Annotated in this window: 16 protein-coding genes and 1 tRNA gene; 10 read left to right on the top strand and 7 right to left on the bottom strand. The window is 45.8% G+C overall.

The features are described from left to right. Nucleotides 1-73: 73 nt before the first annotated feature. From ADJ77_RS04050 to ADJ77_RS04065, 4 genes are all read left to right on the top strand, one after another. On the top strand, nucleotides 74-2,149 hold the full coding sequence (locus ADJ77_RS04050; RefSeq protein WP_050696048.1) for a TonB-dependent receptor plug domain-containing protein: 2,076 nt from the start codon (nucleotides 74-76) through the stop codon (nucleotides 2,147-2,149). A gap of 263 nt (nucleotides 2,150-2,412) precedes the next feature. Further along, nucleotides 2,413-2,862, top strand: coding sequence for a hypothetical protein (locus tag ADJ77_RS04055; protein ID WP_025077563.1), 450 nt, complete (start codon nucleotides 2,413-2,415; stop codon nucleotides 2,860-2,862). A gap of 6 nt (nucleotides 2,863-2,868) precedes the next feature. Next, nucleotides 2,869-3,351 carry an RNA polymerase sigma factor gene (locus tag ADJ77_RS04060; RefSeq protein WP_025077562.1) on the top strand — a complete coding sequence of 161 codons (483 nt, stop codon included), beginning with the start codon at nucleotides 2,869-2,871 and terminating at the stop codon, nucleotides 3,349-3,351. Then, on the top strand, nucleotides 3,348-3,737 hold the full coding sequence (locus ADJ77_RS04065) for a hypothetical protein (RefSeq protein WP_025077561.1): 390 nt from the start codon (nucleotides 3,348-3,350) through the stop codon (nucleotides 3,735-3,737). The genes ADJ77_RS04060 and ADJ77_RS04065 overlap by 4 nt, the downstream gene beginning before the upstream one ends. Before the next feature lie 7 nt (nucleotides 3,738-3,744). Here ADJ77_RS04065 and ADJ77_RS04070 read toward each other — a convergent pair whose 3' ends face one another. The 6 genes from ADJ77_RS04070 to ADJ77_RS04095 form a co-directional block, all read right to left on the bottom strand. Next, a complete protein-coding gene (locus ADJ77_RS04070) occupies nucleotides 3,745-4,482 on the bottom strand; it encodes a hypothetical protein (RefSeq protein WP_050696049.1) in 738 nt (245 codons plus the stop codon). 137 nt (nucleotides 4,483-4,619) lie between these two features. Continuing rightward, nucleotides 4,620-5,030: a tRNA (adenosine(37)-N6)-threonylcarbamoyltransferase complex ATPase subunit type 1 TsaE gene (tsaE, locus tag ADJ77_RS04075; RefSeq protein WP_025077559.1), complete on the bottom strand. Its 411-nt coding sequence runs from the start codon at nucleotides 5,028-5,030 to the stop codon at nucleotides 4,620-4,622. Between the two features lie 222 nt (nucleotides 5,031-5,252). Continuing rightward, nucleotides 5,253-6,872 (bottom strand): T9SS response regulator signal transducer PorX, encoded by a 1,620-nt coding sequence (porX, locus tag ADJ77_RS04080; protein ID WP_025077558.1) that lies wholly within the window; start codon nucleotides 6,870-6,872, stop codon nucleotides 5,253-5,255. Nucleotides 6,873-6,890: 18 nt separating this feature from the next. Next, the gene (porW, locus tag ADJ77_RS04085) at nucleotides 6,891-10,364 is read right to left on the bottom strand and encodes a type IX secretion system periplasmic lipoprotein PorW/SprE (protein WP_025077557.1); all 3,474 of its coding nucleotides are present in this window, start codon (nucleotides 10,362-10,364) and stop codon (nucleotides 6,891-6,893) included. Between the two features lie 62 nt (nucleotides 10,365-10,426). Beyond that, on the bottom strand, nucleotides 10,427-10,825 hold the full coding sequence (locus tag ADJ77_RS04090) for a hypothetical protein (RefSeq protein ID WP_050696050.1): 399 nt from the start codon (nucleotides 10,823-10,825) through the stop codon (nucleotides 10,427-10,429). Between the two features lie 42 nt (nucleotides 10,826-10,867). Then, nucleotides 10,868-12,121, bottom strand: a complete 1,254-nt coding sequence (locus ADJ77_RS04095) for a 3-phosphoshikimate 1-carboxyvinyltransferase (protein ID WP_025077556.1) — start codon at nucleotides 12,119-12,121, stop codon at nucleotides 10,868-10,870. 124 nt (nucleotides 12,122-12,245) lie between these two features. Between ADJ77_RS04095 and ADJ77_RS04100 the strand changes: the two genes are divergently transcribed. Next, a tRNA-Pro gene (locus ADJ77_RS04100) sits at nucleotides 12,246-12,320 on the top strand. 442 nt (nucleotides 12,321-12,762) lie between these two features. Beyond that, complete coding sequence (locus ADJ77_RS04105; RefSeq protein WP_050696051.1) at nucleotides 12,763-14,931, top strand: family 20 glycosylhydrolase; 2,169 nt, start codon at nucleotides 12,763-12,765, stop codon at nucleotides 14,929-14,931. A 338-nt stretch (nucleotides 14,932-15,269) separates the two neighbouring features. Here ADJ77_RS04105 and ADJ77_RS04110 read toward each other — a convergent pair whose 3' ends face one another. After that, complete coding sequence (locus tag ADJ77_RS04110; protein WP_025077555.1) at nucleotides 15,270-15,722, bottom strand: nucleoside deaminase; 453 nt, start codon at nucleotides 15,720-15,722, stop codon at nucleotides 15,270-15,272. A gap of 234 nt (nucleotides 15,723-15,956) precedes the next feature. On the opposite strand from ADJ77_RS04110, the gene ADJ77_RS04115 reads away from it, so the two are divergent. The 4 genes from ADJ77_RS04115 to ADJ77_RS04130 all read left to right on the top strand — a co-directional run bounded on the left by ADJ77_RS04115 (nucleotide 15,957) and on the right by ADJ77_RS04130 (nucleotide 20,219). Beyond that, the gene (locus tag ADJ77_RS04115; protein WP_025077554.1) at nucleotides 15,957-16,322 is read left to right on the top strand and encodes a YraN family protein; all 366 of its coding nucleotides are present in this window, start codon (nucleotides 15,957-15,959) and stop codon (nucleotides 16,320-16,322) included. A 14-nt stretch (nucleotides 16,323-16,336) separates the two neighbouring features. Next, nucleotides 16,337-17,128 (top strand): biotin--[acetyl-CoA-carboxylase] ligase, encoded by a 792-nt coding sequence (locus ADJ77_RS04120; RefSeq protein WP_025077553.1) that lies wholly within the window; start codon nucleotides 16,337-16,339, stop codon nucleotides 17,126-17,128. 143 nt (nucleotides 17,129-17,271) lie between these two features. Then, nucleotides 17,272-17,982 carry a UMP kinase gene (pyrH, locus tag ADJ77_RS04125; protein ID WP_050696052.1) on the top strand — a complete coding sequence of 237 codons (711 nt, stop codon included), beginning with the start codon at nucleotides 17,272-17,274 and terminating at the stop codon, nucleotides 17,980-17,982. 137 nt (nucleotides 17,983-18,119) lie between these two features. Beyond that, nucleotides 18,120-20,219, top strand: a complete 2,100-nt coding sequence (locus ADJ77_RS04130; protein WP_050696053.1) for a protein-disulfide reductase DsbD family protein — start codon at nucleotides 18,120-18,122, stop codon at nucleotides 20,217-20,219. Nucleotides 20,220-20,221 lie beyond the last annotated feature (2 nt).

Genomic DNA, 20,221 nt, shown 5'->3' on the forward strand with positions numbered 1-20,221 from the left:
AAAAATTAGTACTTTTGCACCCGTTTGCCGGCAAAGGGACATCTCTCTTTCCGACGTTTTCAATTATTATAATATGTACAAACCAACTTTTCAAAAGCGCAGCGTTCTGAAGTTCAAACACTTCTCCAACCACGGCTACTCACTCTTTACCGTTCTCGGCAAAGAGGTTCTGATTGGTGTACTGAGCGTCGCTACCTTACAAAATGCTACTGCCAAGGGCATTAGCGTTGAGACTGAGAAGGCAGAGACGGACTCAACAATCACCAACCGAGGCGTGATGATGGAGGAAGTGAACGTGACGGGAACGCGAGCACCGCTGACAGTCAGTCAGCAAGCGAGAATGGTAACTGTACTGAGCCGTGAGGACATCCAGGCGGCACCAGTACGAAGTGTAAACGATTTGCTGAAATATGCCGCCGGTGTTGACGTCCGACAGAAAGGACCTTTAGGTGCCTTGACCGACGTAAGTATCCGTGGTGGCAATTCAGAACAAATCACTGTCCTCCTTAATGGTATCAATATCTGTGATGCACAGACAGGACACAACTCCTTTGATTTCCCAGTTGACATCAGTGAAATCGAACGGATAGAAGTCCTTGAGGGTCCTGCAGCCCGCGTTTATGGCACATCTTCCTTATTAGGTGCTATAAACATCGTAACCAAAACTCCAAAGAAGACAAGTCTCTCTACCCATGTTGAAGGTGGCTCCTACGGCTATCTCAGTGCCGGCGTGCGTGGCAATATTGCCTCAAAAAGCCACTGGAATAATCAACTGTCAGCTTCTTACACCCGCAGCGATGGTTATCTCCGTAATAAGGCAGGCAGCCTCAATGCTGATTACCACACCGCAAAAGTCTTTTATCAGGGTAATTACACAGATGAAGACATTGCTGTACGGTGGCATACAGGTATAAGTGTGAAAGACTTCGGTTCAAATACTTTCTACTCTGCAAAGTTTGATGACCAGTTTGAACACACTTTCAAGACCTTCACTGCCATTCAGGCAGAGAACCTGCGTGGACGCTTCCACATCCGTCCTTCCATCTACTGGAACCGCAGCATGGACCGCTTTGAGCTCTTCCGTGGCGCAGCCAACAAGTATCCCTTCAACTATCATCGCACTGACATCTATGGTGCTAACCTCAATGCCTACTTTGACTGGACACTCGGACGTACTGCCTTCGCTGCAGAACTGCGCAATGAAGACCTCGTAAGTGGTAACCTCGGCGAACCACTCTCCCGTCCGAAACATATCCACGGAACAGACAGAGAATATACCGTCGGGCTGAACCGCACGAATATCCAGTTTGTCCTTGAGCATAACATCATCCTTGACCGTTTCACACTCTCAGCTGGTCTGACCGCTGTCAAGAACAGCCAGGCTGACATGCCAATGCGTGTCTACCCTGGAATTGATGCAAGTTACCGTATAGGAAACGCTTGGAAACTATATGCTTCCTATAACACATCGCTCCGTATGCCGTCAGTTACAGAGCTGTTTTACTCTGTTGGTGGTCATAAGGCAGACAAACACCTTCGCCCGGAAGAGCTGTCAGCATTTGAAACGGGTGTGAAATACGACAACAATGGTATCACTGCGAAGGCAAGCCTTTACTGGAACAACCACAAGAACCTTATCGACTGGATCAGTGACGGCACATTGGATGCTGACGGGGCTTTAGTATGGAAGAGTGTGAACTTCGGAAAAATAAAAGACTTTGGAACTGAAGCGTCACTCGATTTTAACCTCCATCAACTCCTCCCAACACAAAGGTTTTTCAAGAAGTTTGGTGTTGCTTATAATTACATCCATCAGAAAAAGGTTGATGAGCAAGGCTATGTAAGTAAATATGCGTTGGAATATCTGAAGAATAAGTTTGTCAGCAATATTCAGCTGAACCTCTGGCGCAACCTCGACCTCGGTTTCTACTACCGCTTCCAGCATCGTATGGGAAACTATATTGATACCAATAACCAGCGACAAAGCTATAAAAGTTATGGTGTTGTAGATACTCGCATGAGTTGGAACGCACAGAAATGGACTGCATATGTTGAAGCGAACAACTTGTTTGGTGCACATTACGTTGATTATGGCAATGTTCCACAGCCTCGCGCATGGGTCGTTGCTGGTGTAAGTTTCAACCTATAACGAATTATTTTCATGAAAAGAAATATTTTTTTTCATGAAGAAAAATAATTATTTTCACGACAATAAATATTTCTTTTCATGAAAATAATTCGCTCAAAAGCCGCTGTAAGCATAGAAAGGACTGTTAGCAGAAGGGCAAATAATACCATAAAACAAATAAATTTATGCCTTTCAATGTCACCTTTTACAAACCAATGACGTTATACAAGTGAATCGGTTCAGAAAGAAAACTAAAATGTATAACATATTAAAAATAAATGATTATGAATCCTGTAATTTTAAATTCACTTATTGAAAATCTCATTCCAATAGCAATTGTAGTAGTCCTTCCAATCGTAATAGTCTGGCTCACTTATCGTAACAAACAACACGAAACAGACAAAAGAAGTGAGATTGTTATGGCTGTCATTGAAAAGAACCCTGAGGTTGACGTGCAGGAGTTCCTCAACAAACTGAACCCTCCAAAGAAATCATATAAAGAGCAACTGATGACAAAAATGCACCAAGAACTTCTTTGGGGAACAATTTGCCTTATAGGTGGTATCGTAACCATTTCAGTTATCATAACTCTGAGCATCTTGCAAGTTTATGTTGAAAAATTTTTCCCTATAGTCTCTATATTTGGCGTTGTCCCATTGGCAGTAGGCTGCGGGCTGTTAGCCGCCTACAACAGTGCCAAAAAGACTTTGGAAAACTTGAAAGACAACGATTAGGTTATTATGACAAGAGAACAATTCGTCGAACAGGTCAGTCGGGAACAGGCACATCTACGCCGGTTCCTGACGGCTTTATGCTGCGGCAACAGTGCTGAAGCTGACGATATTGCTCAAGAGACGCTCATCAAAGCCTACCTTCGTAGCAGTCAATACGATGAACGGGGGCAGTTCTCGGCTTGGCTGATGAAAATAGCTTATCGTGTCTTCATAGACTCACGCCGCAAACAGAAGCACCAGCAGGAACTACCCATCGAGAAGGCTGCCACGCTCCAAGGAAACAGTAAGAGTGACGATGCCTTCCGCTATCAGGAACTACACACTGCGTTGGCAACGCTCTCGGAGACAATGCGTACAAGTATTTTGCTCTATTATATGCAGGGTTATCAGATAAAAGAGATTGCAGAGATAACCGACAACAGTGAGGATGCAATCAAGAAACAGCTCTCACGAGGACGGGAACAACTTAAACACTTATTGGAAAGATGAACGAAGATAAATTCTTAAAAGACTTACTGGTGGACTATCATCCACACCTGTCGGATGACAATGCCTTCATGCAAAGACTGCAACGACAGATGGAACTCATCGAAGAAGTTAAGGCATATCAACGTGCGGAGAGCCGAAAGAACAAACTGATGTCGCTAAAACTGCTTGCTGTCGGTGTTGTTTTGGGCTGTATAGTGACGCTTGCAAGTTTCACATTGCCTACTATCTTCGATAGATATATCAATGGGACTGAATCAGAAATCATCCTTACCTTGCTTCACAACGTTCAGTATGTGGGACTGGCGATAGGTGCAGCTTTCGTCACACTCAGTTTGCTGTACACCACCAGGATAGTAAATCTAAAACAGCAAGAACCTCCCCATTAGGATTTCATCACGGCTCATCACAATCGCAGTTGATGTTTTTGAGCAGTTTGTTAAAGTTCTTCTCAATGCCTTCATAACTGACGTCTGGCAACAGGGCATTGGCACTATTCCACCAGCCATAAGTCATAACCTCTTCTCGTGCATATTTCATCCTGTTGGGTGAGTTGTATCTTTCTTCATAAATAAGCTGTAGGTTTTCTGGTGATCCGTTTTTCTTTTTCTGTCTTTCATTCAGAATTGACCATGCCTTGAGCAGTTGTCTTCCTCCTGCAACAAGTGCATTACGGTAGAATTTGCAGTCATTGTCTACCAGTTTGTAGTTGAAAAGAACTGAAGGATTGATGCGTGCCTGGATGGTAACTCTACTGAGTTCGTAGTAATTATTGATGTGTCTTATCATTTCCTTTCTTTGTTCTTGCCAAAAGGGGACGTTTACGAATTCGTAGTGCTCGAGAATGTCTATTTTTTGTTTGTATTCTTTCTTGAGCAAATCTAAGAGTTCCTTTGGCTCTTTATCTCTGTCAAGAGCATAGAAATTTACATATATTGCCTGTCTGCTGTATAAATATTCAAAGGTGTTTTGTAACTGTTGTCTTGTGTATTTGGTTGAGTCGAATAGTGCCGTACAGTCGCATAATTCGGTATTATACTGAAAGTTGGCATATTGTGCCGACAGGTTAAGATGGCAGAGTAATAATAATACTATGGCGATGCCTCTGTGGTGTATGATATTATATTTTTCCATGTTTGATGTTTGTGGCTTCAAAAAACAGGGAAGCATGGCTCCTGTGTCCGTCATTGAACTTAATTTACGGGTATGTGGACCGTGTTTCCCTACATGTTGTTATCTGCTTCTGCATGGTGATGGCTTGCTGTCTATGGTTAGCAGCTCAGCTTGCGGGTGCCGTCAGCCTGCTCTTCAACCGTAACCTTCACGACATTCTCGGGGAGGATTTCCTCAATAAGCTCCGGCCATTCAAGCAGGCAGAGGTTGCCGCTGTAGAAGTAGTCCTCATAACCCATGTCATAAACCTCTTCCAACTTCTTGATACGATAGAAGTCGAAGTGGTAGATTGGTTCATCATTGCCGTCAGTATATTCATTGATGATGGCAAAGGTGGGAGAGGTAATGACATCCTCAACACCTAAGACTTCGCAAAGTGCCTTGATGAATGTGGTCTTTCCAGCTCCCATCTTTCCGTAGAAAGCGAATACCTTTCCTTCGCCCATCCCTTTGACAAATTCCTTTGCCGCCTCGTGGATGGTGTCGAGGTTTTTGATAGTAATTTCCATATTGTCTTCTTTTTGTTTTGTTTTATACGATAGTTGGTTGTGAGTAGCTTGGCAATCAATATGTTCCTATAAGTCTTTGATAGCTTTATAGACTCTTATGTCCGAATATTTCTTCCACAACCAATCTTTGTTTGATTGAATATCCTTTCCCTTATAAGATAAACTCCCTGTCTTATCTTGTAGAGAACTTTTGTGGAAGTCACCCCTCCCTGAGGAGGCTTTTTACCTCTTCCTCGGGCTGAGTGTCACCAATGGCACAATCATTTCTTCCATTGAGATACCGCCATGCTGGAATGTATCCCTGTAATAGGAAACGTAATAGTTGTAGTTGTTCGGATAGGCAAAGAACGAGTCACCAGTTGCAAAGACATAGCTTGTGCTGAGGTTAGGCGCAGGCAGCTGTGCAAGGTGGGGATTCTTGATGGCGAATACCTGACGTGCATCGTAGTTCAGGTTCTTTCCTAACTTATAGCGCAGATTGGTGTTTGTGTTGCGGTCACCGATAATCTTTATTGGATTGGTGGTGCGGATAGAGCCGTGGTCAGTTGTAATGACGACCTTATAGTCAGACTGTGCCAGCTCCTTGAAGACTTCTGCCAGTACGCTGTGTTGGAACCAGCTTAGCGTAATAGAGCGGTATGCGCTTTCGTTGCTTGCCAGTTCTCGTATCATTCTCATCTCTGTGCGGGCGTGGGAAAGCATGTCGACGAAGTTGACCACAAGGACATTGAGGTCGTTCTGCGCAAGGTTGTTATACTGCTGCATGAACTTGTCGGCACCGACAGAGTCGTTGATCTTGTGATAGGAGAACTTGTCGTGTCGGCGATAGCGTTCTATCTGCGTCCTTATGAGTGGTTCCTCGTTGAGGTTTTTGCCTTCTTCCTCGTCTTCGTCAACCCACAGCTCGGGGAACATCGTTGCTATCTGCTTCGGCATCAGACCGCTGAAGATAGCATTACGGGCATATTGTGTGGCAGTCGGGAGAATACTCATATAGAGGTCTTCCTCGATGTCGAACATGTCACCAATCTCCTTAGAGAGAATGCGCCATTGGTCGAGTCGGAGGTTGTCGATGACAATGAGAAAAACCTTTTCACCTTTGTCAATGAGCGGGAACACCTTGCGCTTGAAGATGTCCGGACTGAGCAACGGATGGTTGTCATCGTTGTTGGTTTGCGATTTCTTGTTCTTTCCAGCCAGTTTGGAGAAGCTGTTGTTGAGCTTGTTATCCTGTGGTGCGACCCAGTCAAGATAATTCTTTGCGATGTATTTGGCAAAACCATTGTTGGCTTCTTCTTTCTGCATCTTCAGCATCTCAGTCATATTGCTGTCTGCACTGCTCAGTTCGAGTTCCCAGTGCACGAGCTTCCGATATACTTCTGTCCAGTCGTTGAAAGAGCGACAGTCGGCTATCTGCATCGCAATCTGCTGATAGTTCTGCTGATAACTACTCTGTGTAACTTCCGTGACAATCTCCTTCTGATGGATATTCTTCTTCAGTGTGAGGAGAATCTGGTTGGGGTTGACAGGCTTGATGAGGTAATCAGCAATCTTTGCACCGATAGCCTGGTTCATAATGTTCTCCTCTTCACTCTTCGTCACCATGACAATGGGTGTGGCTGGTTGAATCTCCTTTATACGTTGCAGTGTCTCTAAACCAGACAAGCCGGGCATCTGCTCATCCAGCAGGACGAGGTCGAAGGTCTGTGTCTGGCATTGGTCGATGGCATCAGAACCATTGCTGACCGTCACTACTTCATATCCTTTCTTTTCAAGGAAGATGATGTGTGCCTTTAAAAGTTCAATCTCATCATCTACCCAAAGTAACAAACCGTTGCTCATATCTGTTATCTCCTTTCCTTAGAATCCCTCCAGGTCGTAGTACTCATCTTCGATGTTGTTCTGGATGGGCTGGTTCTTTTTGTTATTCTTGTTGTTTGTCTTGTTCTGTTGAGGAACGTCATCACCGAAGTAGATAATCGGACCGTCATCTACTGTTTTCTTCTTCTGTACAGGAACAGTCTGAGGTTTTTGCGTAGAAGGTTTCGCAGGCTTGTCTGTAGCAGCTGGCTTTGTTGTCTTTGCAGGTGCTGCAGGAGTCGTGGGCTTTGCAGGTACGACTGGCGTCGTCTGCCTGTTCGGTGTGACAGGGGCTGTAGGATTCACCGGTGTTACGGGGACAACAGGCTTAGCCGGCTCCTCTTCTGGTATGAAGTATGTACTGTTGTCATCCAGTGCAGGCTTTTTCTCCTCTGTTACGGGCTTCTTTTCTTCTGTTGCTGGTTGCTTCTCCGTTGCTGGTTTCTTTTCTTTTACAGTCGACTTCTTGTCCTCAACGGGAATCTCAAAGGTGTTATTGTTCTGTTCAATCACCTTCTGCTCCGTCTTCGTAGGCTTGGTTTCCTCCAATGGGATGGTCATTGTGTTGTCAACAGGTACGTCCTGCGTGTCGGGGTAGAGGTCAGGGTCATTTGCGTGCTTCTGTTCAATCTCTTCCTGTATGTCACGTTCACGTGGTGTTGCAACCTCTGCCGGCTCACTGAGTAAATATCTTTGTGTCACTGTCAGTGGGGCAAAATGCTTTGCATAGAACGCTTCGTAGTCCTTGTAACTGTAGGTCGTTCCAATCAGTTTGAGGTTCTTGTCGCTGATGATGACACCCTTTGCCGTCTTGCCCATCTGCTGTACAACCGCTTGTGAAGCAAACAGCTGGCGTGCGTACTGATATGCTTCATCGAAGCTGCGGAAGCCCGATACCTGCATCTGATGTAAACCGTTAAGATCTTCTATTTCAATCTCAAAGTTACGGACGAGGAAGTTCGTGAAGTTGAAACGAGCCAGTTCGAACAGCAGCTTGTTCTCCTTCAGTGAGTCGGGATGGTAGACAAGCAGGAACTTGAAATCTATGTCACGTTCTGAAGACAGCTTGGCTTTCTGTATGCTATCGCTATCGTTCAGCACATTTGAACGATAATTCCAGATGTCGTCAAGGTCGAACTTGCCTCCACGCAGTTTCTTTCCAGCCCGTACACCATTGACAATCATACCCGCCATTTCGCTTATACGACTGCTTGGATACTTCTCCACAACCTTCTTCATGTCGTTGACACAACCCGTAGGGTCGCCGTTGTTCAGCTTACCTAATCCTCCGATGAAGAGGAACTTGTCCCTGTTGGCACCCATCGGGAAACGTGATTCAGAGATATGGGAATTACCAGCTACCTCGTTATATCGTCCTTGCTTGAAGGCTTCGTATGTCGCTGCATAAAGGGAATCTTCTATCTGTACGCCAAAACGAAGGTTCTGCTTATAGTATGGATCAGTAAGGAGAGCAGTCCACTTACTGGTCGGGAATTTCTGACTTAGCCGTGTAACATAGTTTTCTGCCAGCTGTGGTTCGTTCTTACGCATGTAGAGGAGATAGAGATGATAGTACACATCATCCATCTGTTCATAATCGGGATAGTTATCGCTCACACGTCGCAGTGCCTTTTCTGCTAATCGAAGGTTGTCGAGTCTGTCCTTGAAAATAACGCCGGAATGGTGCAACCCATCTTCCAGTATCTTGTTGCTTGCTTCCAACTGTTCTGCTGTGAAAGGAATCTGTGTCAGATAATACTCACGTTTGTGTGGATTGTTTTTCAGCGAATCGGCTGCATTGTCAATAGAATCCTGTCGTGCTTCAGCCAGCATGATAGAATCCCTTTGTTGGTCGGTAGGTTCATTTGGGATATTGGCGTTGCCGATTCTTCCCACAACGCTTTGGTTGATGCGTTGCCAGTTGTCAATGTTTTCCCGTCTTCCCCACAGCTGTTGGAAAGTCGTTTTACCTTGTTGTACAGCTGTCGGGTTATAGAAATACCATGTGCTTTCCTGCTGTCGGTTATTGTTTCTGGGCTTGATGGATCCAAGATTGTTGTTTCCCAAATCACCATTCATGCCCTGTTGCTGCCCATTGTTCATCCCAGCCTGCAGACTTCTTTCTTCTTTTTCTTTCTTCTTGAGTGCTGTTATAACACGGTCAATCGCTGCATTGCGTTCCTCTTCAGGACATTTTGCAAGATATTGGAGAGAGTCTTGGAGTTGTACTGCGTCTGTATAAGGAGCTAATTCGTCCAAAATCTTTGAGCGTTCAGATAGTTGCTCGTAGTCTTTGCGATCCTTGTCAAGCAGTCCGATAGCTTCTCCATAGCATCGCTTTGCATCACCAAAGCGTTCCTTTGCCCAATAGAGATCGCCGAGGTGTAGCAGCAGAACGCCCTTCTCAATGCCGCTTCGGGTAGCCTTCTTGTTGCCCTGTTCGTATGCATTGATGGCTGCAAGTGTATCCCGGGCTGCGAGATGGATGTTGCCCATAGCATAATACACCTGGTCAAGATATTCCTTGTTGTTATCTGAAGCAGCCATGTATTTCAGTTTACTGATCATCTTCTTTGTCTGCCCTTTTGCCGTTACTTCCGTTTGTGCAATACGTGCATTGAACTCCAGCTCATAAGGAGGATTGGTGCGGATGACACGTTGGAAGGCTCTATAGGCTTCTTCGTTTCTTCCAAGTGAAACCAATACCTGTCCGAGCAGATACAGCTCACGGGCTTTCTGCTTTTTGCGCATTTCATGCTTGATAACCTTCTGTAGATAGGGAACAGCTTTCTCCAGCTCACCCGAATGCAGGTAATAATCGGCATAAGTATAGTCCCACTCTTTGACAGCCCGCCAGTCCAAAGAGTCGCGCTGCATATTACGGATGATGTCTTCAGCGTCATAGAGCCAGTCCTGTTCTATATAGCATTTTGCCAGCCAAGCCCTTGCTTTGCCGTAAATAGCAGGTTGTCCTTTGTAGATGCGGCTCATATAGGCGAAGGTAGCTGCGGCTTCTTCAAAGGCACCTTTGTGGAACTGTGAACGCCCCATAAGCATCCACGCTTTCCAGAGGAAGGGGTTATACTCACGGCGTGACAGCCATTCTATGTCACGTTCAGTCTTTCTTCTGCTCTTTGTCCACTCCGGTCTCTTCTTTATACTGTGTTTGGCAATCGCCTTCTCTGCCTTTTCTATTGCCCTGTCAAAGTTGCTCTTTCCCAGGTCTCGGCTGTTCTTGTTGCCGACAGTATAGAGCGGGATGAGTTCCGTGAAGTTATCCTTGTTTCCTTTCTCCTTTTCAAGTGAGCCGTCAATATAAGCCTGTGCGCCATTATAGTAGACGTTGTAGCGTGTGTTGAAGGCGTGCCACCAGCGCGATTGCGAGGTATTGTTTTTCGTTGAGCAGCTGACAACCGTCAATACAACGATTGCCAACAGAAAGGGGATAATATGTCTTGTTGTTTTTTTCTTCACGTTTCATTTGTTGTTCGTTCTGAAGCGATGGCTCAGAATGTGTGACATACAGGGGGTGGGGCTTAGTCTTCTATCATCGTTATCAGCTCATCCTTTATCTGGTTCGGAACGTTGATTTCCCGCAGGATAAGACTCCTGTTCCAGCCTTTCGCTTCGTGTGGCTGCATCGTATAGAGGACAGTTGCAAACTCTTCAGCCTCTTCGTCAGTATATTGGTCGGACTGTCTGCCACGAAAACGATCGAGTTCTTCGTCGTCATAATATTCTATGTCTCGTGTCGCAGCCTCCATCATGCACACCTGTTCACACTTCTCGTCCGTACCGTCACAGGAAGAGCAGTCGCCCGATTCAGGCATTACAACATCTGGCTCACCCTCTTTCTTCTTGGTGAACTTTGTTGCGATGGCTGCAATAATGGCTAATGCCAGGAGAGAGCCTATGCCGATGATAAATATATCCATTCTTTTCTTGTTCTTTTTATGAGTCAGCTATGTAACGGACGATTAATCCCTTTGCTCTATATGGAACCCCGCTTTGCGCAGGTCGTCCCAGTAATGGGGATAGGATTTTGACACTACCTCCGGATTGTTGATGCGTATTTCCCCCAGCTTGATAGCCAGTGGCGCAAATGACATTGCCATACGATGGTCTTCGTAGGTGTCGATGACTGGCTGCTTCATCGGCTCGCAGCGTTCGCCATCCCACGACAGTTCCGACCCGTCAGTCTCATGAAGGATATAGCCCAGCTTCTCCATTTCCGTCTTCATTGCTTCGATACGGTCTGTTTCTTTGATTTTCAGGGTTCGTAAGCCCGTGAAATGGAAAGGTATCCCCAATATCGGGCACACGGCAATGAGAGTCTGCGCCAGGTCGGGCTGGTTGGTGAAATCGTAGTCCATCCTGTTCAGCATACATGAATGGCGTGTTAAAGCAGCTTCGGACAACTTGTCGGAACCATTGTCGACAAAGCCTGTCTTGATACCTAACAGTGAGAAGATGTATCGGACAGACGAATCACCTTGTCGAGAACCGTCTTTCAGCCCCTGCAAATTAAACTTTGAACCGAGCTCTTCAGTCAGTGCAAGAATCTCATACCAGTAGCTTGCTGCACTCCAGTCACTTTCTATCGTGTATTTTCTTTGTTGGTAAGGCTGCGGTTTCACACTGATTGTGTCAATGTCAGTCCATTCAGCAGATACACCGAACTCGTGCATGAGATGCAGCGTAAGGTCTATGTAGGGTCGGGAGATGATGTTACCCGTCAGTTGTAATTCTAACCCTTTCGTCAGTACAGGAGCAATCAACAGCAAAGCAGAGATGTACTGCGAACTGACGTTGCCCGGGATTTCCAGCCTCCCTCCCTCTAATTGTCTGCCACGGATGTGGAGTGGGGGATAGCCCTCCTCGCCGATATACTTAATGTCTGCACCTAAATAACGTAAAGCATCTACAAGTATTGCAATCGGACGGTGTTTCATCCGTTCTGTTCCTGTTATTGTGTGTTCACCTTCTGTTACACTCAAATAGGCTGTCATAAAGCGCATTGCCGTTCCGGCAGCCTTGATGTCGATAATATCCGACTGCCCTGCAAGCCCACGGATGATAACCTCCGTGTCATCACAATCCGACAGATTCTCAGGCATCCTTCCTCCTTCTGTGAGTGCATGAATAATCAATGCACGATTGCTAATGCTTTTTGACGCAGGAAGGGTTATGCAGGTATCAACAAGTCTGGGGCAAGTTATGACGTATTGCATGTGTATTTAGTGCAGATTTATTACATGACAAAATTACAAAATAAACTTGGTATAGGAGAAAAAGAAGTCCAAAAGTTTGCTAATATCGCAGAAAGTAAGTAATTTTGCACTGCTTAAAACATGACGGGATGTAGTTCAGTAGGTTTAGAATGCTGGTCTGGGGGACCAGTGGTCGCCAGTTCGAGTCTGGTCATCCCGACAGAAATATAATTACAAAAGAGGCTGTTTGTGGCCTCTTTTTTGTTGTTTGAAATCATACTGACAACACGCCTTGTCAATATGTCCCTTTACTCCATGTTAAGGGTGAAGCATTACAATTCATTTTTCAACTTTCTTATCAACGTGCAGAGGCTTAGCACATATTGTGCTGATGCGCAACACCAATGGTGCGCATGGTGAACACCAATGGTGTGGACGGTTTATAGTCTTTATAGAAAACGATTACATTTAAAGTAGAAAGGGTTATTAACGTGTTAAGCTATAATGGAGAGAATGTAAAGCGGGGGAATATTCTCCTGCCTTCCTCCACATTCTCTTAGAATGAAAAGCTTTTATTCGAATCTTATTCGTATCTTTGCCGTATCTGTTTAGATGATAAAACCAAAATCTATCGTATTACATAATTAAAAACAAACAAGAAAATGGCTACAATAGGCGTAACCTCTTGGACATATCTGCTGCAGAAACCTCTGCTGTTTATTAATAAAAAAAACGAGTTTAACAGCTTTCCAACTTGGAAGAGATATGTAGGAAAGGGTATGTCAATACTCTTTGTTGGTCTTTTATCAGGTCAGTCGGCTAATGCGCAGAACTTCAGAACCTTGCGCGATGTGAAGGTAAATGAAACTGTACTCGACCTTTCGCAGACGGACTGTACAGTGATTCCTCGCAACGCAATGCATTCTTGTCACCGTCTGGCATCGCTGACGCTTCCTCCTAAGCTCGATTCTATTGGGACTCAGGCGTTCTTTGCTTGTGATGGAATCAGCGGAAAGCTACATTTCCCAGCGACTACACGTGTGGTAGATGCTTCTGCTTTCAATAGTTGTAAGCAATTGACAGAACTTGTGTTTGACGGCTCTACACGCATAGGTACCTTTGCTTTTGCTAATTGTCGTGGACTTCGTGAAGTCCGTCTTTCGGCAGTAACCCCTCCCGTATGTGCTGACAATGCCTTTGATGGCATCGACCTTAGTCGTGTGAAACTCACCGTTCCAGCAAAAGCAAAGAAGGCATACCGTAGCGCACAAGGCTGGCGCAACTTCTTTGCAGCTCCAAAGTTTGAGAATGTATGCGGTCCGGAGAATATCCTTGTGCCCCGTCCGCTCAAGCTGGAAGTCTACTCAACTCGCCTTCCTCTCAAATGGCAGGATGTCGTAGGCGTAGAGGCTTCTCAGGAACTGAGTAATGAAAAGATACAGGCTGAAAACATCCTTGGTGAACGAACAGTATATAAGAAAGGACGTAACGGGGCAGGAGCAATGGTGCGCCTTGCACTCGACAAGTCCCTTGCTAATGATGAGGCTTACACCTTGCAGGTTGATGAAAAGGGAGTAACGATTAAAGGACGCACGGCTACAGGCGTGTTCAACGGACTGATGACACTTGAACAACTGTGTATTGGCAATGGTGTTTCAGCACGTTCTACAAAAATACCTGCACTCTTTATTGCTGACCAACCACGTACAGCCATCCGTGAATTGATGGTCGACCCAGTGCGCCATTTCATTCCGTTTGAAGACCTGAAAGGTTTTGTCGTTGAGATGGCACGCTATAAATTCAATGCACTCCATCTCCATTTAGTTGATGATCAGGCTTGGCGTATAGAGATAAAGAAATATCCAAAACTCATCGAGAAAGGTTCTGATCGTGTCGGTATGGATGATATGCCGGAGCGTATCAGCGGTTATTATACACAGGACCAGATGCGCGAGCTCGTTCGTTTTGCAGCCCAGTATCATGTTATGGTGATTCCAGAGATTGAACTCCCCGGTCACGAAGTGGCTGCTGTTCACTGTTTCCCACAGCTTTCTTGTGCCAAGAAACCTGTGCCTGTCCGTCTGACTTGTGGTGTAAGTAATGAGTTGCTTTGTCCTGCAGAGCCGTTTGTTTATGAGTTCCTCGATAATGTATTGACCGAGTTAGCTGATGTCTTCCCTGCTCCATACGTTCATTTGGGGGGTGATGAGGCTGGCCAGCCACCATTGGGTGCGTGGTCAGATTGTGCTGCTTGTACGGCACTGAAGCAGAAAGAAGGCTATACAGAGAGCTGGCAGTTGCAGCAGTATCTCTTCGATAGAGTGATTAATAAACTTCAGTCATTGGGAAAGACCCCGATGTATTGGTATGAACAGGAGTTCAAGACCATCCAGCCGGGTTGTGTGGTTTATGCGTGGCGACACGGTTTGACGAAGACCGCAATTGATGCTGCCGTACGCAATAAGGCAAAGATTATGCTCTGTCCGGGTGAACACTGCTATCTTGACTATCCGCAACAGCGGGGCGACATGCCCGAGAAGAACTGGGGAATGCCGGTTACTACGCTTGAACAGACTTATCGTCTTGACCCGGCATGGGGGCAGGACAGCGTCTTTGTTCGTGATAATCTGCTCGGTGTGAGTGGTACGCTCTGGAGTGAATGTATCAACTCAACAGAACGAATTTACTATCAGGCTTTCCCACGTGCTGCCGCTTTGGCTGAAGCTGGATGGAGTGTGGCGGAACGCCGTAGTTATAAAGAGTTCCTCACCCGTATTCGTCCATTGACGCATGATATGCAACGCCGTGGTATTGCAGTAAACGTAAGATAAGTTGCAATTGATGGTCGTCGGGCTGTAAGAAGAATGTCTTTACGACTGCGACTGGTCATTATAAAAGAATTATCATCACGAAGATAATAATTTATTTTCGTGATGATAAATATTTCTTTTCATGAAAAAAATATTTCTTTTCATGAAAATAATTCGCTGGAGCGTAGCTATGAGAAGTCAAAAGGGCATCTATCAGCTGCTTAGGTCTTACCTCTAATATTCGTAGAGAGCATGGGTAAAATCCTTCCTCCTTTCTTTCTATATCTTTAATTAGCATCAGGAACAGAAGTGATGTCTTAACTCCTTTCACCCCCTTTCACTCCTTAACTCCTCGACCCCTACCTTCTCTCTTGGAAGAACCGCTGCATCAAGGTGCGACATTCCTCTTCCATGACACCGTAAGTAACGTTGGCTTTAGGGTGGAAAGCCTTGGGTGCATACTCATGGTAGCCCCGTTTTTCATCGGGACAACCGTAAACAATGCGTCGGAGCTGTGCCCAGCCGATGGCACCAGCACACATAACACAAGGTTCAACCGTTACATATAGCGTGCAATCCTGCAGGTATTTGCCTCCCAACTCGTTGGCAGCCATGGTTATTGCCTGCATCTCTGCGTGTGCAGTAACGTCGTTAAGCGTCTCTGTCAGATTATGGGCACGAGCGATGATGCGGTCACGGCAGACAATGACGGCACCAACAGGGATTTCACCTTCTTTATAGGCAGCTTCGGCTTCTGCCAATGCACGCTGCATATAGTATAGGTCTTTCTTGGTTTGTTCTTCTGTACTCATGCTGCAAAAATACGGGTTTTATTTTGATTTTACGAAAGATTATTCTAACTTTGTACACTGAATCATAATATATACACAATCCTGAAAGGAGTCATGAAGTTTAAAGAGTTAGAAGGAGTTTAGCCAAGACCTTCGTTTCACCTGAAAGCTGCCACGATACCATCTAAAGAGTCGTCTTAACGCTTTCTAACTTCCTTAACATCTTCACTTCTGTAAATAATGTAAGAAAGACGCATGGCATACCATAACGAACTGGGCAAATGGGGCGAGGATGTGGCTGCAAGCTATCTCCAGCAGTTGGGATATGCCATTCTTCACCGTAACTGGGACTATCACCATCGTGACCTTGATATTGTCGCAATAGATAATGGTACGCTGGTCATTGTTGAAGTGAAGACACGGAAGAACGAGCAGTTTGCTGATGCTGACGAGGCTGTTACGCCACAGAAGGTGCGTTCGCTCTCCATCGCAGCCAATGCGTACGTCAAGCGGTATGGCATCAGTCTGGATATCCGCTTTGACATCATCACCGTTGTGGGACAACCTGAGGGAACAAATGAAGTGCGTCATGTGAAGGATGCCTTTCTTCCTTTCGTCTAAAGAACAGAACATAAATGAAGATAATAGATGCCGTACTGGGCTTTTTCAAGCCTGCAGTAGTTGAGAAAGAAAGAGAAGTAAATGTCGTAAGACTGGATACAGTTGACAGTACGAACTCTTTTCTGCGTACTTATACACCTGCTGACGACGAGCCGATGACGGTTGTTGTTGCTGATTATCAGACAGCAGGACGAGGACAGGGAACAAACACATGGGAAAGTGAAGCTGGCAAGAACCTGTTGTTTTCGGTGCTTGTCCATCCGACGATGCTGCCTGTACGCAGCCAGTTCCTGCTCTCGGAAGCTGGAGCATTGGCACTGAAAGAGGCTTTGACAGACTATGTAAAGGATGACATACGACTGAAATGGCCGAATGACATCTATTGGAAAGACAAGAAGCTGAGCGGTACACTGATTGAGACAAAGCTCGCTGGAGGACGTATCAAGGACTGCATCTTCGGTGTGGGACTGAACGTAAATCAGGAGGCGTTCCACAGTGATGCACCTAATCCCGTCTCTCTCTGTCAGATATTAGGGCATGAAGTTGACAAGAAAGAGCTGTTGGAGAAGATTGTCAAGAAGTTCTCCGAACTTTACAACCTGTTGGAAATGGGCGGATATAACGATATTAGCGCAATGTATCACGAAGCTCTGTATCGGCGTGGAGGCTTCCACAAGTTCCGTGATGCCGACGGCGAGTTTGATGGAGCTATCGTTGAGGTGGAAGACGACGGGCATCTCATTCTACGTGACAAGAGTGGCAGGATACGTAAATACCAGTTCAAAGAAGTAGAATTTATTATATAATAAGGTGTTCTTTGGGAAGTAAAGGAGTCAGGACGTTAGAAGAGTGAATTTTAAAACCTCTGCTAAATGCCCTACTCGCCATTATATGGTACATCTGAATTTAACTCCTCTAACTCCCCCTCAACATCCTAAATCCTAAAATAATGGCAAGATTTAAAAGAATACTCTTGAAGCTCTCGGGTGAGAGTCTGATGGGAAAACAGGGCTTCGGAATTGACCCTGAACGTCTTAGTGATTATGCTAAGCAGATTAAGGAAGTACACGGAATGGGCGTACAGATTGGTATTGTCATCGGTGGCGGCAACATCTTCCGTGGCTTGAGTGGCAGTCAGAAAGGCTTTGACCGTGTGAAAGGCGACCAGATGGGTATGTGTGCAACCGTCATCAACTCCCTTGCGCTCAGCTCGGCACTCGAGGCTGCCGGCGTGAAAGCCAAGGTTCTGACAGCTATCCGTATGGAACCAATCGGTGAGTTCTATAGCAAGTGGAAGGCTATCGAGGCTATGGAGGCAGGTTACGTCTGCATTTTCTCAGCCGGAACGGGTAGTCCTTACTTTACTACTGACACTGGCTCAAGTCTGCGTGGTATTGAGATTGAGGCGGACGTAATGCTCAAGGGAACACGTGTGGACGGTATATATACGGCTGACCCGGAGAAAGATCCGATCGCAACGAAGTTCTCTGAAATCACATATGATGAGATTTACACCAAAGGACTCAAGGTAATGGACCTCACCGCAACCACGATGTGTAAGGAGAATGACCTGCCCATTTATGTATTCAACATGGACGTTGTCGGCAACCTGAAGAAAGTTATGGACGGCGAGGACATCGGAACGTTAGTACATAACTAAATCTTATTACTTGTAAGTTAATATTCGGACATATTATAGAGCCTTCAGCTGTTATAAATATTTAATCTGTATATTGTTCAATGTTATAAAAAATAATTTGTTTATCTTTGCAGTTCTAATTTTAATTGTACAAATCAATGAACAGAAAAAATACATTACTTTTCCTCTTTACGCTGTTGTTCAGCCTCACAGCTATGGCGCAGCAAAAGCCTGTTCACTTCTCTGTTCAACAGAAGCAGGTATCTCCAACAGAGGTAGAGGTTGTCTTCACAGCCAAGATTGACCAGGGGTGGCACGTCTATTCGACCAATCTTCCTGCTGACGGACCGACTTCAGCGTCTTTGCACATAGAGAAGGCAGAGGGCGTAACACCAGTAGGGAAGCTCACTGCCCGTGGCAAGGAGCTGAACGTTTATGACAAGTCTTTCGAGATGAAGCTGCGCTATTTCGAGAATAACGTAAGTTTCGTTCAGCGTTACAAGATTACAGCCAAGACCTATAACATAAAAGGTTACTTGGAATATGGTGCCTGCAACGACGAAATGTGTATGCCGCCAATGCAGGAAAACTTCAATTTCAAGGGCGACGGACCAGCTTCCGCACCAGCAGCTGCGCCGACAGCTGCCAACGCTGAAACCAACAAAACACCGACAGCTGCTACTGATGTAGCAGCTGATGGTTTATCTGCACTTTCCACTATGCCGGCAGATACGGCTAAAAAGGCAGATGTCCTACCAGTGGACACTGCCGCAGCAACACAGCAGGCAAGCGTACAGACAACTTCTGATACCAACCTATGGCAACCTGTCATCAGGGAGTTATCAGCATTCAACAGCACTAAGGACAGCAAAAACAGCTCTCTCTGGAGCATCTTCTTCATGGGTATCATCGGCGGCTTCATCGCCCTTCTCACCCCATGTGTATGGCCGATCATCCCAATGACGGTCAGCTTCTTCCTCAAGCGTGCCAAGGACGACCGCAAGAAGGGAATCCGTGATGCAGTGACATACGGCTTGTCTATCATCGTCATCTATATGGCTTTGGCAACGCTTGTTACCTGGGCATTTGGTCCACAGAAGTTAAACGAGCTGGCAACCAATGCGCCGTTCAATGTCTTCTTCTTCCTTTTGCTGGTGGTTTTTGCCTTCAGTTTCTTCGGATGGTTTGAACTCCGCCTGCCTTCATCATGGGGTAATGCAGTCGACAATAAGGCTTCTGCCACTACAGGATTGCTCTCAATCTTCCTGATGGCATTCACTTTGGCTCTGGTAAGTTTCTCTTGTACAGCACCTGTCGTTGGTCTTCTCCTTGTTCAGGCAGCCACAAGTGGTGACTGGGTAGCACCGGCTGTAGGAATGTTCGGCTTTGCCTTGGCACTTGCCCTGCCTTTCACATTCTTTGCACTCTTCCCAACTTTGCTCAAAAAAGCACCGAAGTCTGGTTCATGGATGAATATGATTAAGGTCGTATTAGGCTTCATTGAGTTGGCATTCTCGCTGAAGTTCCTTTCTGTTGCTGACCTCGCATACGGCTGGCACATTCTTGACCGTGAGACATTCCTCTCTATTTGGATAGTCCTCTTCGGTCTGCTGGGACTTTATCTCATTGGCAAACTCAAGTTCCCACACGACGACCTGGAACAGAAAGCTATGCCTGTACCTGCCATCATGCTGGGTCTTTGCTCACTGGCATTCTCTGTTTATATGCTTCCAGGACTATGGGGTGCACCTTGTAAGGCTGTCAGTGCCTTCGCACCACCTATCAACACACAGGATTTCAACCTTGCTCCACAGACCGTACATGCTGATTATACCGATTATGATGAGGGTATGCGTGCTGCAGCTGCAGCGGGCAAACCGGTATTGGTTGACTTCACTGGCTTCGGTTGTGTCAACTGTCGTAAGATGGAGGCATCCGTATGGACCGACTCACGTGTAGCTGACAAACTGAAGAAAGATTACATCCTCATCTCGCTCTATGTGGATGACAAGACACCATTGAAGGAACAGGTAGAGGTGAAACTGCCTGATGGAACATCCCGCACACTCCGTACAGTGGGTGACAAGTGGAGCTATCTGGAGCAGACGAAGTTCGGTTATCTCGCTCAGCCTTTCTATGTTCCATTAGACAATGCAGGCAAGCCGTTGAATGGCAGCTTCAGTTTCAAGGAGGATGTACCGGCTTATCTTAAATTCCTTGATAAGGGATTGGAGAATTACCGTGCCCAACAGCAGTAAAA

This window comes from Prevotella fusca JCM 17724 (assembly GCF_001262015.1).
Taxonomy (GTDB): domain Bacteria; phylum Bacteroidota; class Bacteroidia; order Bacteroidales; family Bacteroidaceae; genus Prevotella; species Prevotella fusca.

Bases quoted from the DNA above. Each gene is read 5' to 3' on its own strand.
- ADJ77_RS04050 (WP_050696048.1), top strand. From the start codon at position 74: ATGTACAAACCAACTTTTCAAAAGCGCAGCGTTCTGAAGTTCAAACAC.
- ADJ77_RS04055 (WP_025077563.1), top strand. From the start codon at position 2,413: ATGAATCCTGTAATTTTAAATTCACTTATTGAAAATCTCATTCCAATA.
- ADJ77_RS04060 (WP_025077562.1), top strand. From the start codon at position 2,869: ATGACAAGAGAACAATTCGTCGAACAGGTCAGTCGGGAACAGGCACAT.
- ADJ77_RS04065 (WP_025077561.1), top strand. From the start codon at position 3,348: ATGAACGAAGATAAATTCTTAAAAGACTTACTGGTGGACTATCATCCA.
- ADJ77_RS04070 (WP_050696049.1), bottom strand. From the start codon at position 4,482: ATGGAAAAATATAATATCATACACCACAGAGGCATCGCCATAGTATTA.
- tsaE (WP_025077559.1), bottom strand. From the start codon at position 5,030: ATGGAAATTACTATCAAAAACCTCGACACCATCCACGAGGCGGCAAAG.
- porX (WP_025077558.1), bottom strand. From the start codon at position 6,872: ATGAGCAACGGTTTGTTACTTTGGGTAGATGATGAGATTGAACTTTTA.
- ADJ77_RS04090 (WP_050696050.1), bottom strand. From the start codon at position 10,825: ATGGATATATTTATCATCGGCATAGGCTCTCTCCTGGCATTAGCCATT.
- ADJ77_RS04095 (WP_025077556.1), bottom strand. From the start codon at position 12,121: ATGCAATACGTCATAACTTGCCCCAGACTTGTTGATACCTGCATAACC.
- ADJ77_RS04105 (WP_050696051.1), top strand. From the start codon at position 12,763: ATGGCTACAATAGGCGTAACCTCTTGGACATATCTGCTGCAGAAACCT.
- ADJ77_RS04110 (WP_025077555.1), bottom strand. From the start codon at position 15,722: ATGAGTACAGAAGAACAAACCAAGAAAGACCTATACTATATGCAGCGT.
- ADJ77_RS04115 (WP_025077554.1), top strand. From the start codon at position 15,957: ATGGCATACCATAACGAACTGGGCAAATGGGGCGAGGATGTGGCTGCA.
- ADJ77_RS04120 (WP_025077553.1), top strand. From the start codon at position 16,337: ATGAAGATAATAGATGCCGTACTGGGCTTTTTCAAGCCTGCAGTAGTT.
- pyrH (WP_050696052.1), top strand. From the start codon at position 17,272: ATGGCAAGATTTAAAAGAATACTCTTGAAGCTCTCGGGTGAGAGTCTG.
- ADJ77_RS04130 (WP_050696053.1), top strand. From the start codon at position 18,120: ATGAACAGAAAAAATACATTACTTTTCCTCTTTACGCTGTTGTTCAGC.